Origin of the sequence: Psychrobacter proteolyticus (genome assembly GCF_003350005.1) — a bacterium.
Lineage (GTDB): Bacteria > Pseudomonadota > Gammaproteobacteria > Pseudomonadales > Moraxellaceae > Psychrobacter > Psychrobacter proteolyticus.
Genome location: NZ_QLKS01000002.1, coordinates 500,015 through 515,125 on the forward strand (window position 1 = coordinate 500,015; position 15,111 = coordinate 515,125).

Sequence of the window (15,111 nt, forward strand, 5' to 3'; positions counted from 1 at the left end):
TAGACCACATGCATTTAACTATAATCAAACGGTTTAAATGGCAAACACGGTCAACAAAACCCAATGCCATTTTCAAACTGTATCTAAGTACGGCATTCGCATACAGTGCCATAGCATACAGCAAAACATGGCTATACTTTATAGAATAACATTTGCTACGTCTATTTTTTCGCCATCTATATTGTATAGGCAGTTTAACATGAGCGGCTGTCACGAGCGATATCGAATGTCGCTAGCATGAGTAAATATACAGTAAATTACAGCAATGTCATGTTCTAGAGAGTTAAGCGATGCATCTTACAGCCCAAAGATATGCTCAAAAATTAACAGATAGCATGCAGCTTCTATAGGGCTTATGCGTGCGACATGATACACTAGAGCGGTATTGTCTTCGCTTTTTTGTACCTTGAAGGTTGTTATCTGCTGTTTATAGGCAAAAAACAATAATCAAAAAACGACAATTTTTTATACTGCTATTTATAATACTATCTTCGAAGTCACCTCACAAAACACTGTTAGGGACTTTGCCACGTATCAATGTATCAATCCGCTATGAATAATGATGCCATGACTACCAATTTATCACCGAATCAATCGCTAGATACTGATTCATCAGCACAAGAGTCACCAATGCCAAATGATGTTTTGAACAATAATGAGCTACCTGATAATCAACCAATGATGAGTGAGCAAGTGCATGATGATGCGCTTGATAATGAAGAGTTGCTCATCGATGATGGTAATGATCTGAACGATAGCGACATTGATGATAATGATATTGATGACAGCGACATGGACGGTGACGACGATGAAGCCCCAGTAGCGGGTCAAGCTGTACCAGTGATTGTAGATATGACGCATGTGGTCACAGAAGATCAAGCTGGTCTGCGTATTGACAAGGTCGCCTCACAAGCGTTTTCAGACTTTTCGCGTGTGCAACTCCAGAACTGGATTACTGACGGCAGTCTGCTCTATAACGGCAGTGTCCAAAAACCGAAAGTCCGTGTCAAAGCTGATGATGTATTGCATCTATCAACGACGTTGCAGCAGCATGGCGAAGACCAACCAGAAAACATAGATATCGATGTTGTCTATGAAGATGATGACGTATTGGTAATCAACAAACATGTCGGTATGGTGGTTCATCCTGGCGCTGGTAATCAAAACGGCACTTTGGTCAATGCATTGCTATATCATTATCCTCAGCAGCATCATTTACCGCGTGCAGGTCTTGTACACCGAATTGATAAAGACACCTCTGGGTTGCTATTGATTGGCAAAACCAAACCTGCTCAGATGGCACTGATGGAACAGCTAAAAGACAAATCTGTTTATCGTCACTATAAGTGTGTCGTAGCAGGGGACCAAGCAAGCTTATCTCGTCATCGTCGTATCGATGCACCGATTGGCCGACATCGCAACCAGCGTACTAAGATGACGGTGATGACTGCTGGTCGCGAAGCGGTAACGCATTTATTAAATGTCACACCATTGAACGAAAACTACTGTCTGCTAGATGTTGGACTTGAGACTGGACGTACGCATCAAATTCGTGTGCATCTAAGTCACATTACTTATCCACTAGTCGGTGACCGTGTCTATGGTGGCCGTCGTCAGTTGCGCTCTGGATTAACAGAAGCTCAGCGCCAAGCTATTAATAACTTCCCACGCCAAGCATTGCATGCCTATACGTTAGGATTCGTGCATCCGACGACAGGTGAGGACATTGAAGTAACGACGCCACTACCTGAAGACATGCAAAAACTCATGGCAGTACTGAGCGACGGTTATTATGAAGAGTAAACGCTAACGTTTACTTGATAAGAGGTGAGAGCGAGCAGCCATGACGAAGACGTTCCCGATGACAATGATTGCGCAAATTGATAATGTGGCTGTTTTTCAGACGGCTGCTTTTGCATTTGATAATATTGATGACTCTGCTGCTAAAAACCAGCGTACAGGTTATGAAGGCCAGTCAAATTACGGCGATCTGAATCTAGGTCTGCATGTCAATGATAATGCACTGCAAGTATTAGATAACCGCATGAATCTATTGGCTGCTATCAATGAGCAGCTGATCGATAAGTCTGCACAGAACGAGCAGCATGCGGCTATTAATCGCTTACATTGGGTCAGTCAGGTTCATGGCAAACATATTCATGATGTCGATGCTACTACGTTGAATATGGCGCCGATGTCTGCTGATGCGATGGTCAGTCAACAAAGTGGTCGCGGTCTGGCAATCATGACGGCGGACTGTGTGCCTATCGTGTTATATCACCCTACCAGTGACAAAATCGCAGCGATTCATGCAGGCTGGCAAGGATTGGCCTGTGGTGTGATACAAGAGACTGTCAACCGCTTTACCGATTCAGGTTCTATACAAGCTTGGATAGGCGTTTGTATCAGTCAGGGAAACTATGAAGTAAATACAGACGTTCGCGATAAGCTATTGGCTGGGTGTATAGCCAATCAGACGTTGTCAAAGAAGCATATCGATGACTTTGTTTCGCTGTTTTCTATATCGTATTATGATGACAAAATAAAGTTGGATTTACCGAAGCTTGCTGCTATGCAGTTAGAAGCTGCTGGTGCTACGGTTGTGAATGACTTGCCTGTTGACTGTAGCTACGCAAATACTCACTATTACTCGTATCGCCGCCAGACTCATATGCAGCAACCTGCAACGGGTCGGATGGCACTGGTCATCGTCCGTCGTTAGCAGCTTTATAGTCAGCGAACTACTAAACCGCTACGGTGTTACCCTTCCTAGATGTACTATATGTACTATATGTACAATCTACGGTCGGCTGCCTTGTAGCTGTTTTAGATTTATTTGACTATATAATAATGGGTAGTGGAAACAAAATGGCAAACAATAAAAAAACAGCAGATTATTCTGCTGTTTTTTTATTTAAGTGCTACATTTGTATTAACAAACGGAGTCGCTAGATTTTGGTACTGATAAGCCAAATAGAGGACGTAAATACAGTGCCAAGAACGTACCTGCCATTGCCAGTATGCCCCAGATATAACCATGTAGGCTAAAAGAAGCAATACCACCGAAGTAAGCGCCGATATTACAGCCAAATGCTAGACGGGCGCCATACCCCATCATCAGTCCACCGATAACCGATGCTGCAAAGTTACCTGCAGTAATCTTAGTAAACTTAAACAAACCACCTGCAGCAGAGGCGATAAACGCGCCAATGATAATGCCGATATTCAATACAGTGGTCGAATCTGCAAAGATAGAAGCTTCAAGAGCCGCTGCATTAGCCCCTTGCCAATAGCCCCAGCTAGCCACATCCATGCCAAAGCCGTTTGCAATTTTAGAGCCCCACAATGTGAATGCTGACGTAATACCCCACGGTTGACCACGTGTAAGCAATGTCAGACCGTTGAGTAAAGCTAAGACAATGGCGGCAGCAAATAGCGGCCAAGAACCACGAAAGATTCGTTTCCAACCAGACTCAGAAGGGACTGGCGCCATCTTAGGTGCGTTTCTCTTTTTTTCAATAACCAATGTCACCCATGCGATAATACCAAATATCGCAAGCGACAGTAGCCATGCACCTGTATAACCAAGACCTGTAGAGGTTGCCAAAGAGAAAGGCGCATAAGCAGGCATTTCTTCTGTCCAGAATGGTAAATGATAAGCCCCAATCGTGGCACCCACTATGAAGAAAATAAAGGTGATGAACATAACAGAGCGTCCACCGCCTACCGCATAGAGCGTACCAGAGGCGCAGCCACCGCCAAGTTGCATGCCGATACCAAATACAAATGCGCCTACAACTAGACTGACCCCTAATGGCGCGACATAACCTGCGACAGGACCGCCAAATAGCGTCGTGCCATAAGCAAGGATTGGCGCAAATAGCGTAACAGCAACTGCCAACATTAGCATGTGTGAGCGCATCGCCTGACCGTTGCCCACTGCCATCATACGTCTAAAAGCAGAGGTAAAGCCAAAGCGGGCATGAAAAAGGGTATAGCCTAACAAAAGACCTATGCCAAGTAGCAATGATTGAGAGATATGTTGAGTGGCTAATAGATACGCAAGCACCATTAATCCTACGATGCCACCACCCATAATCAAGGGTTTTTGCGGTGCATTTAAGGCCAGATCATCTCTAATGATAGGATCTTTCGTATCGTTTACAGGTTGAACGAGAGTAGTCAAGGTAATAGCTTCCTTATCCGATGATGTTATCAGATATTATTTTTATAAGAATTTATATGAGTATAGTTACGCAGGTTTGCAGAATTGGAAACTGTATTTCTGTTAATTCGATTGATTTGGTTAAGCAGTAAGAAGCGGTACATCATAATCCTATTGTCATTAATGTAAATACGGAGAGATTAGAAGAAATAGAATTAGTATATGATGATATGGAATAAATAAACCGTTGTGTATATGAGCTGATATTAATAGTTGTCTATAGTGCTGATAATTATAGGTTTATTAGGTATCGGGAAGTTGTTTGTGTCATATTATCAGTTAATGTGACTGACTTATTTATACAAAATATATTAAAAGTATATATGATCTGATTAGTCAGACTTTAATAAATAACTTAAAAACAAAAATACGTCTGATACAATGGCCTTGAATTCAATGAAGTTCATCGCATATATACTGGTATGTATATGCTGCCGTATAGAGACTATGTAACTAAAGACAGTGCAATTAAAGACTATGCGATTGCTCTACCATTATTGATATTTCTGCCAGTTAAATTGACTCAAAGAAGCGTTGCTTGATTCTATTGTATTGCCTGATAGTTCGAAAGTTTGAGCTATCGATAAGTACTTATCAGTGACGATAAAGCCACTAGCTATCGACTGTGGCTAAATATCAATATTTTATAAGTTTATATTCAACCAATTATTTATTATTAGAGTACGTATGAATACACCTGCTAAATCGTCTGACACCTCTACACCTACTGATAACGCGCCTAATGTCTCAATCGCTGTTATCTTCCATAGTAATTATGGTCATACCAAGCGTGTCGCTGAGGCGATAGTACAAGGTGCGCATCAGCAATTGCCAGAAGCGCAAGCCAAGGCTGTCGATGTGTATGATGTTGATTGGGATTATTTAGATCAGGCAGATTTGCTGGTTTTCGGCAGTGCAGTGTATATGGGTAGCGTGACGGCGGAGTTTAAGACCTTTATGGATGAGACATCCAAGCGTTGGTATCATCGTAAATGGGAAGGCAAGTGGGCAGCAGCGTTTGCCAATTCGGGCGGTCTGAGCGGTGATAAACTTGCTGTATTGCAGCAGATTTCTCTATATGCAATGCAACATGGTATGAATTGGATTGGTCTGCCATTGATGCCGACAGGTCATGAGGCTCATGACTTAAACCGTCTGTCTAGCTTCTTGGGTCTAATGACTCAATCGCTCGATGGGCCACCTGAAGAGACACCAGGTTCAGGGGATATTGATACTGCTATTTGGTTTGGAGATCATCTGGCCAAAACGATTATTAAGCATCAACCAGCTGATGCTAAGCTCTAGAAAAAGCTAGAACCGACAGAGCAATCAAATAAAAAAGCAGACATTATTGATGTCTGCTTTTTTTGTGCCAATTTTTATCGAGCGATAAGTTCTATTAAGTGCTAGGCTTTTTATGGAGCCACAAGCTTAGTAGGGGCGGGCTTCACGGGGATAGGACTGTCAACGAATTGAAATGATTGACAACCTCCTAACAACATCGTTGCTATTAGCAAATAGGTAAATGCAAATGACTTCATAGTAATATCTCAAAAACGATTCTCGCCCAACGATATCTTACGACTAATCATCATTAGTAATAATAGTAGTGTAGAGTCAGGCTTATTTGCAGACATTATATATAAAAATCGGTGGGTCATAGCAGTTTAAAGGCGATATATGTATTCAGTACTGTTTTCAAGCAAGCTATCTCGCTGTTTATAGTACGGCTTATCTAACGCCTCGTTTGATTTATCATATATAAGATTAAAGCTATTTATAAAAATAACGTCTGGTATTGAGTCGCTTTGATATGAATAAAGTTTACAAAACGTGTAGGTATTTAATTAGATTTAAGGTATTTATCAATTATTTGCCAACTATTCGATAGTATCTATAGGCATTTTAACGGGTTGTGTTATAAATAAGAATAGTGATAATATGTTGAAAGCTGACCAAATAGTCAAGTATCCTATAGTACGAGTTTTCTAACAAATTTGTTCGATGAATGCTCATATTTGCAACCAGTTTACTTGATATAAAAAAGTGCGTTGTGCTGATTTTTTTTATCTCTTAAGAATGTATTAGCAAACAAAACAGCGAATACTTTAAAAGTTATAAAACAGAATAACCGTACTTAAACGGTTGCAGCATGATGTAAACCAAGTGCTTACGTTCAGCATTTAAGCCGTCAAACTCCTTAAGCCTTATGCTTATCTTCATTATTTTATTTTAGCCGAGTCTTGCTATGATTAGTTTTTACTTAAATGGGAAACGCCACGAGCTAACCCAGATTAACCCTAATACGACGGTGCTTGAGTATCTACGATTGCATGAAGGCCAAACGGATACGAAGGAAGGCTGTGGTAGTGGTGATTGCGGTGCCTGTACCGTAATGGTTCAGCGCCTGCCTAACGCTAGCCAGCCAGCGCTTAATGATGAAAATGGCGACGAAAAAAATGTGACGCCACCGTTCTATACAGTCAACTCCTGCATTACGCTAGTGTCGCTCATGGATGGTCATCATCTGATGACGGCTTCTTATTTGGCTGACAATCCAGAACATCACCCACAACGTGCTCTACTGCATCCGGCGCAGCAAGCGATGGTTGAATGTCACGGATCACAGTGCGGTTTTTGTACGCCTGGGTTTGTAATGTCGCTTGCTTGCGTTTACGAAAACAATCGTATGCAGACAAATCAAGAGATAGCAAGTCAAAGCGATGCCAAGCAGCTGAGCTATGATGAAGTGGTTGCATCAATATCTGGCAACCTATGCCGCTGCACAGGGTACAGGCCAATTATCGAAGCTGGTCTACTGATGAGCGATATCGGTCAGCAGAGAGAGGCGGAGCAGTCAGCGGTGAAAGACTTGACGATCAGTCTCGCAACAGATGCTATGGCAAGTACAAAAGAGTCGATAGTCTCTGAACATGTGCCAGCTGAAACTAAATTAAATAATGCAGAGTCGAAAGCTATTGCCCCTGCAATCAGTGATGCTGGGCGACAGTTATATATGCCCAAGTCACTAGATGAGCTTAATCAAGTATTAGCGGCCTATCCGCAGGCTACGATTTGGGCAGGCGGTACGGATTTGGGATTGAGTGTAACCCAGCATTTGGTTGATCACGAGGTCATTATCCAGCTTTCAGCTGTCGAGGCGTTAAAGTCATGGTCATTACTTGACACAAAGTCTGACTCAAGCAATGAAGGGTCAGATAACGAGCAAGCTCCTAGCCAAAAACTAGTACTTGGTGCTGGCATGAGCTATCAGCAGATGTTGCCTGTGCTTGAGCAATATCTTCCAAGCTTTGCGCAAGTATTTGAGCGCATTGCTTCTCCGCAAATTCGTAATATGGGTACCATCGGCGGCAATATAGCCAACGCTTCTCCAATTGGTGATTTACCACCGATTTTATTGGCGTTAGATGCGTCAATTCATCTGCGTCATTGCGCGCCTAATCGTGAAGAATCAGATAATAGCAATGATATTTATACGGATGAGATCATACCTTTATCAGAATTTTTCCTAGATTATAAAAAGACTAAGCTACAAGCAGGCAGTTATGTAGTTGCTATCCATATTCCTCTGATGCATGACAATCAGCACTTATTTATTCATAAAATTAGCAAACGTTATGAGGATGATATTTCAGCGTGTCTATTGGCTGCGCGAATCGATGTATCAGCAGATGGCATGACGATAGAGAATGCAAAGCTTGGACTTGGTGGCATGGCTGCCATACCGTTATTAGCCACAACCTGTCAGCAAGCGCTTATTGGACAAGCTGCTGAAATTGCAAGTTTTGAGCAAGCAGCACAAGTCTTGTCTGCAGACGTTACACCTATGACTGATGTCAGAGCCAGCCGTGAATATCGCTCACATGTGGTACAGCGTCTACTGGTGAAGTGCGGTAAGCAGTTGGTAGCAGGTAGACAGACTGAGACTGCTTAATTAGCAGAGTTGTAAATTGCTAATACCGCCTTATCGTTATATTTGCCAAGAATAAAAGAGCATTAATAAAAGCGTCCTAATAAAAGAGATCCGCCATGAGCCATCATTCGTCCTTATTTGACAGTTATAGTATCCGCCGCGTGCGTCCACCAAAAAGTAAAATTGGCACCTCGGCTAAGCATGATAGTGCGATCAGCCATGTCATGGGAACGGCAACTTATGTGGATGATATTGCAAAACCAAAAGGTACGCTACATCTAGCAGTAGGTAAAAGCAGCCATGCTCACGCACGTGTATTAAGTATGGATTTGAGCGCTGTTAGAGATGCGGATGGGGTGGTAGATGTCTTAAATTTTAAAGATTTGCCTGCGCAGACGGATATCGGTGCGGTGTTCGACGGTGAGCCACTGATGGTGGATGACATCACAGAGTATGTGGGTCAGACGTTATTTGTAGTAGTAGCGAGCAGTCATCGCGCTGCCAAAAAAGCGGCTACCAAGGCAGTGGTGGAGTATGAGCCATTGCCAGCAGTACTTAGTATTGATAAAGCGTTAGAGCAAGAGTTGTTTGTGCGTCCGAGTCATTTTATGAAGCGTGGTGACGCGGCGACTGCACTTGAGAACGCACCGATTCGCATTGAAGGTCATATTCATATGCGCGGACAAGAGCACTTTTATCTCGAAGGCCAAGTATCTTATGTCGTGCCTTGTGACGATGGCGGGCTAGAAGTGTACACGTCGTCACAGCATCCAAGCGAAGTACAACAGCTGGTCGCCGAAGTGACAGATCTGCCATTTCATGCGGTAAATACAGTTGTGCGCCGTATGGGTGGCGGGTTTGGTGGTAAGGAAACGCAAGCCGCTGCATGGGCATGTCTGTGTGGTATTATCGCCAAACGTCATAACGTTCCTGTCAGTATGCGTCTAGATCGTCAAGATGACATGGTGGTGACGGGTAAGCGTCATGAGTTTGCCAACCGTTATGAAGTTGGTTTAGACGAGTTTGGTCGTATATTGGGCGTCGATATGCAATTGGCTGGTTTATGTGGCTATGCGCCAGATTTGTCTGATGCCATCGTCGATAGAGCAATGTTCCATTGTGATAATGCCTACTATTATCCAGCTGCTCATGTTGCGGGTCATCGCTGCAAAACGCATACCGTATCCAATACTGCCTATCGAGGGTTTGGTGGTCCACAAGGTTTGATGACTGCTGAATATATGATGGATCATATTGCCTATACGCTGGGGCAAGATCCGTTGCAAGTACGCCTGGCAAACTTATATCAAAATGGTCAAAGTACGCATTACGGTCAGACTATTGAGCATTTTGATTTAGCGACCATCATGACTAAGTTGGCAGACGATTGCGATTATGACAATCGCCGTCAGCAAATCCTAGAAGCCAATCAAAAAGCTGCCGCTGAAGGCAGTGACAAACGCTTGGGTCTTGCTCTAACGCCAGTAAAATTCGGTATTTCATTTACGGTGCAGACGCTTAATCAGGCAGGTGCATTGGTACATATTTATACTGATGGCAGTATCCACCTCAATCACGGCGGTACGGAGATGGGGCAAGGGCTATATATTAAAATCGCCCAAATTGTTGCCAATGAATTTGACGTTGATCTGGATACAGTCAAAGTATCAGCGACGCGTACCGACAAAGTACCTAATACCTCACCAACAGCTGCGTCATCAGGTACAGATATCAATGGTAAGGCGGCACAGAACGCTTGTCTAAGTATCAAAGCGCGCATACTTGAATTTGCTGCTGAGCATTTCGACGTAGCGCAAGAAGACATACGTTTTGAAAAGAACCATGTCTATATCGGTGATAAAGAAACGCTTACTTTTGCCGAAATGATTCAACTGTCGTACCAGAACCGCATCAGTCTGTCGTCTACTGGCTACTATAAAACGCCTAAGATATTTTATGATCGCTCTAAAGCATGGGGACGTCCGTTCTTCTACTTTGCCTTGGGTGCTGCCTGTGCTGAGGTTGAGATTGATACATTGACAGGTGAGTACAAAGTACTGCGCTGTGATGTGCTGCATGATGCAGGACAATCGATCAACCCTGCCATTGATATTGGGCAGATTGAAGGGGGCTTTGTGCAAGGTATGGGTTGGCTCACGGCAGAAGAGTTGATCTGGAATGACAAAGGAAAGCTGGCATCTGATAGTCCTGCTAATTATAAAATCCCAACTGCCCATGACTTACCTAAGCAGTGGAATGTCAAATTGTACGATCGCAAAAACGAAGAACAAACGATTTATAACTCTAAAGCCGTTGGCGAGCCGCCGTTTATGTTGGCAGCCAGTGTTTGGTGTGCCCTCAATAATGCAGTCGCGAGCCTTGGTGATTATAAAAAGAATCCAGAGCTGACCATGCCTGCGACGCCAGAAGCGGTATTAAAAGCAGTGATGCGCATGCAAGGTACGACGTGGGATTTAACAACTGAAGCCGATACAGATACGATTGATAGTTTGGTCAAAGGCGCAGAAGAGAACAGTGACCTTTACAACGATAAAGTAATGCCGCAAGACGTACGTCATGCTAAAGACATCGATCCAAAAGAAGTCGAAGGCAAACAAACCGATGACCAGCCTAATGCGATAGAGCATCCAAATGTAGCAGGGGCAAGAGGTCCTGCGCACAGTGAATGAGTCGTTAGCACCGCCAGTCGTTTGGTATGAAGGTCTAGCGCGATATCAGCAGCGCGGCATCGCTCATGTGTTAGCGACGGTCGTAGCTGTGAACGGATCTGCTCCTCGAGCGCTACAGGCGAAGATGATCATCACGCAAGACAATATCGTGGATACGCTGGGCGGCGGCGGTCTAGAGCACGATGTTATCAACACGGCACGGCAGCTATTAAATGGTGAAATAGCGGCAACGGTAACAAAAGAAGTAAAACCAAAAGTCGCTGAAACTGACGGTGAAAGCACGTTAATCCCTTCTAAAGCAGTGCGCCGTGATGCTGTCTACACTAAGCATTATCCGCTAGGTGCAAAGTTGGCACAGTGTTGCGGCGGTAGCGTCACCGTTATGTTCGAATGCTTCAATGTAACGCCGCCGATGTCAGTACTAGTGTTTGGTGCAGGGCATGTAGCATCAGCGCTAATGACCATCCTCGCTGAGCTACCTTGTCAGGTAGATTGGGTGGAAAGTCGCCCAGAGATGTTTAAGCGTTACTTAGTTGATGAATCTACTACTAATCAATCCAAACTTTATAACTTACCAGCGCATATCCGTCCGCATATCGATGATGAGCCTGTAGATTTTGTGCGCCCATTTATCGAGCAGGGTGGTCAGCGTTTTATTCTGGTTATGACTCATGACCATAGTGTTGATTTTGAGTTAGTACGGGCGGCATTAGATACTATTTCTGACACTAGCTCATCTGACGATCAATGTTCAGATACTTTGATACCTTACATAGGTTGCATTGCCTCGGCAACCAAAGCCAAGCGTTTTAGAGATCGTTTGATGCAGCGTGGCTACAGTGAGCAACTGGTCAATCAGTTAGTCATGCCGATTGGATTGCAAATTGGCGGAAAAGAGCCGATGGCAGTGGCAGTTTCTATCGTGGCGCAGCTCTTACAGCAGTATCATCAAGCTATTTCTTGAACGGTTCACTCCATATAATTTTTATACTTGTTATTAAATTATTAAAGCACTCAGTACTATTTATCGAAACGCTCAGTAACATCAAGCCATTGTGAGATCTACGAATGACCCTACATATCTATCAAGCTCGACTGCTACACTATTTGACCGAAAGCGATCGTACTGAGCGTGCAACCTCTGATCATTCACAGACATTAGCTGTGGAACGAGACATTACGTTACTACCAGTGATTGAAAGTGTACAGGTTTATCCTGAATATATCGCTGATGGTGCGCTTGTCGTAGATGCTGTGACAGGGTGCATTGTAGAGTATGGGCATAACGAGACAATATTAGCGAAATATAATAATATCTCTGAGCAAGTAGGCCAGTTAGTAGTCAAAGTACATGACTATCGCGACAAACTTATCATGCCAGGCTTTATCGATACTCATGTACATTATCCGCAAATAGATATGATTGCTGCTTATGGTGAGCAATTACTTGACTGGCTTAACAATTATACTTTCGTTACTGAGGCCACTTTTAGCGATCCAAAAGTAGCACATGACACGGCGCAGTTCTTCTTAAACCAATTGCTTGCTAATGGTACAACGAGCGCCATGGTGTTTTCTACCAGCCACCCTGAATCAGTGAACGCATTTTTTACGGAAAGTCACAAGCTCAATACTCGTATGATCACAGGCAATGTCTTGATGGATCAAAATGCGCCTGATAATTTGTGTGTGCCTGCTGAGCAGGGCATTCGAGATACCCAAAACATCATTGATAATTGGCATGAGCGTGGCCGCCAACATGTGGCTATTACGCCAAGATTTGCTATTACTTCGACACCCAAGCAACTACAAATGGCAGGTGAGCTGTATGCCAGTTACGAGAGTGTTTATCTGCAGACGCATCTTGCAGAGAATCATGATGAGATAGCCTTTGTGAAACAACTGTATCCCAATCATAAAGGCTATCTCGACGTCTATGATACGATGGGATTACTGGGTCGCCGCACCACTTTGGCACATGGTATTCATCTTGAAAAATCGGAGTATGAGCGTCTGCGCGCGACTGGTACGCAAATATCACACTGTCCGACGTCCAATCTGTTTTTGGGTAGTGGACTATTCGATTTACCCAAGACGTTAAATTATACTGGCGTGAGTATAGCCACTGATGTTGGGGCAGGGACGAGTCTATCGATGCTGACCACTCTGTCAGAAGCGTATAAAATCCAACAACTACAAAGTAATCAACTATCCGCTCATCAAGGGCTATATCAAATTACCTTGGGCAATGCACAGTCTCTAGTATTGGATAATAAAATTGGTAACTTTATGCCCAATAAAGAAGCAGATTTTGTGGTCATCGATATGGGTGCAACGGCATTGCTTGAGCGGCGTATGGCGCAGACCAAGACACTGGAAGAACAGTTGTTTGTACTAATGATGCTAGGCGATGATAGAGTAATTGAGGAGACCGTAATCGCAGGCGTGAGTCGATATCACAAATCTATGTCTTGATAAACTAGCGAAAAATATGAATAACGAAAAAACCCCGTTTATATTTATCATGAACGGGGCTTTTATCAGTTTGATTTGTGCTTAACGATAGACTAGCTGCATTCGTTTTCTAACTCAATAAACACATGCCAATCCGTGATATCAATCTCATGACAGTTATCACCCTCGCCATTGATACGATCAATAACTAAGAAATCACTGTCACGTCCAAGCGCGAGTAGAGGGTGATGCCAGACATTGGCATCATACTGTACGCCTTGATTAGATTTTGCATAAAACACGGCTAGATCATTAGCTGACTGCGGCGGCACGCCAGCTTTAGCAACCACGACGATATAGTCTTGGCCTTCCATAGATACAAACGCCTGTGTCCCAAGTGGATGGTATTCCATGACCGAGAGCGCAATCGGGTTCTCACGTTTTTTGGCCCGAAAGATACTCATACCAACTGAGCCACCGTCTAGCTTACTTTCGGCAAGTGCATGATGACGAACCGCATAGCCATTGTTGATCTCATAAGTATTGTCAGCGGTTTGCTCATCAATATTATAGCGCTCGATGACCGAGCCATAGGGGGCAAAATTTGCTTTGGTTAAAGGCTTAGCCGTTAGAGTGACACTCATTATTTTGCCTCTTTACTGTCAGTATCAGCACCAGTATCAGCCTCAGAAATTTTGCCATACACGCGTACACGGCTGATACCACCATCTGGGAAAATATTAACCCGAATATGGGTAATGGGTTTATCAAGTTGAAGCTGATCTTTACTAAAAGTATGAACGTCGTCAGCATTGGTTTTTTGTGGTTCAAGCAGGGTTTCCCAAAACATACTCTGAGTCACTAAAGTTTGCTCTGGTGTATTCGGTGAGTAGACGGCTTGGATCGAGACTTTATCAGGGTAATTGCCTTTAAAATGGGCAGTATCTATCTCGATGGAATCAACGATACCTGCTTGACCTAGCGCAATGATGCACCAGTCATTGCCTGGCTCACGGCGACGACGAGTCTCCCAACCATCACCCATGTTAGGCGCTTTAGTTGGTAGTAGTAAGTTACTAGCCGCACCAAAATGAGCATCGTTACTAGCAATCGCACGACCACCATTTAATGCGCCTGCCAAGTCAAGCATCTCGCCTTGTGTATTTAGGCTGGCATCAAGTTGAATATCACCATAGACACGTAGTCGGGCAATGCCACCATCTGGATAAATGTTTAAACGAATATGGGTTACCGTTTGCCCATTATCAATCTCGACAAGCTCATGATTGTGACCTTGCAATGGGGTCATACCTACTAGGGCCTGCCAGTTTTTACTATCCCAGTCTTCTTTGCTTAGACTGGCGAGTTCAGATTCATCTTGCTGTAGCAGCTCTGGCGCGTACAAGGCATCGACACTGGCCGAAGATGGGAAGTTACCTGTAAAGTGACTGGTATCAATGTCTAAACCAGCTATTTTGGTTGGGCGAGCAAGCTGGATAACTAAATAGTCATAACCCAAATGGCGCTTGCGACGAGTTTCCCAGCCGTCCATCCACTTACCGTTGTCATCGAACTTACCAACCACAAAGATAGGCGCATCAGGATTTAGAATACGGCTTTTATCCGCAAAGAAATCATCGGTTGCAAATAGGGATTTTGCGCCCAAGCGACTGTCGGCGACGTTTGATTTTTTGGTAAATGCTGGCAGGGTATCAGGTAGATTGTTTGCGGAGATAATTTGTCCAACTTCTGAAGTATTTTGACTCACAATGATTCCTTTTTTAATAATAGTGTGTGTTAATAATGTG

General features: G+C 43.7%; 10 protein-coding genes. 7 read left to right on the forward strand and 3 right to left on the reverse strand.

Annotation, left to right across the window (positions count from 1 at the left end):
• Nucleotides 1-567 precede the first annotated feature (567 nt).
• Nucleotides 568-1,803: an RluA family pseudouridine synthase gene (locus tag DXK30_RS06575; protein WP_227670689.1), complete on the forward strand. Its 1,236-nt coding sequence runs from the start codon at nt 568-570 to the stop codon at nt 1,801-1,803.
• Between the two features lie 40 nt (nt 1,804-1,843).
• Nucleotides 1,844-2,722: a polyphenol oxidase family protein gene (locus DXK30_RS06580; protein ID WP_114701013.1), complete on the forward strand. Its 879-nt coding sequence runs from the start codon at nt 1,844-1,846 to the stop codon at nt 2,720-2,722.
• A 210-nt stretch (nt 2,723-2,932) separates the two neighbouring features.
• On the opposite strand, the gene DXK30_RS06585 is transcribed toward DXK30_RS06580, so the two are convergent.
• The gene (locus tag DXK30_RS06585) at nt 2,933-4,186 is read right to left on the reverse strand and encodes a YeeE/YedE family protein (protein WP_114701014.1); all 1,254 of its coding nucleotides are present in this window, start codon (nt 4,184-4,186) and stop codon (nt 2,933-2,935) included.
• 726 nt (nt 4,187-4,912) lie between these two features.
• On the opposite strand from DXK30_RS06585, the gene DXK30_RS06590 reads away from it, so the two are divergent.
• The 5 genes from DXK30_RS06590 (at nt 4,913) to guaD (ending at nt 13,324) form a co-directional block, all read left to right on the forward strand.
• Nucleotides 4,913-5,530: a flavodoxin family protein gene (locus tag DXK30_RS06590; protein ID WP_114701015.1), complete on the forward strand. Its 618-nt coding sequence runs from the start codon at nt 4,913-4,915 to the stop codon at nt 5,528-5,530.
• Nucleotides 5,531-6,473: 943 nt separating this feature from the next.
• Entirely contained in the window at nt 6,474-8,180 is a 1,707-nt protein-coding gene (locus tag DXK30_RS06595; protein WP_114701016.1) for a xanthine dehydrogenase small subunit, read from the forward strand.
• Nucleotides 8,181-8,275: 95 nt separating this feature from the next.
• Nucleotides 8,276-10,849, forward strand: a complete 2,574-nt coding sequence (gene xdhB / locus DXK30_RS06600) for a xanthine dehydrogenase molybdopterin binding subunit (RefSeq protein WP_114701017.1) — start codon at nt 8,276-8,278, stop codon at nt 10,847-10,849.
• A complete protein-coding gene (locus DXK30_RS06605) occupies nt 10,842-11,813 on the forward strand; it encodes an XdhC family protein (protein WP_114701018.1) in 972 nt (323 codons plus the stop codon). Before xdhB ends, DXK30_RS06605 begins: the two co-directional genes overlap by 8 nt.
• A 104-nt stretch (nt 11,814-11,917) precedes the next feature.
• The gene (gene guaD, locus DXK30_RS06610) at nt 11,918-13,324 is read left to right on the forward strand and encodes a guanine deaminase (RefSeq protein WP_114701019.1); all 1,407 of its coding nucleotides are present in this window, start codon (nt 11,918-11,920) and stop codon (nt 13,322-13,324) included.
• A gap of 92 nt (nt 13,325-13,416) precedes the next feature.
• Here the strand turns inward: guaD and DXK30_RS06615 are convergent, their stop codons facing one another.
• Nucleotides 13,417-13,947, reverse strand: coding sequence for an ureidoglycolate lyase (locus DXK30_RS06615; RefSeq protein ID WP_114701020.1), 531 nt, complete (start codon nt 13,945-13,947; stop codon nt 13,417-13,419).
• Nucleotides 13,947-15,071: an allantoicase gene (gene alc / locus DXK30_RS06620; protein WP_114701021.1), complete on the reverse strand. Its 1,125-nt coding sequence runs from the start codon at nt 15,069-15,071 to the stop codon at nt 13,947-13,949. The genes DXK30_RS06615 and alc overlap by 1 nt, the downstream gene beginning before the upstream one ends.
• Nucleotides 15,072-15,111 lie beyond the last annotated feature (40 nt).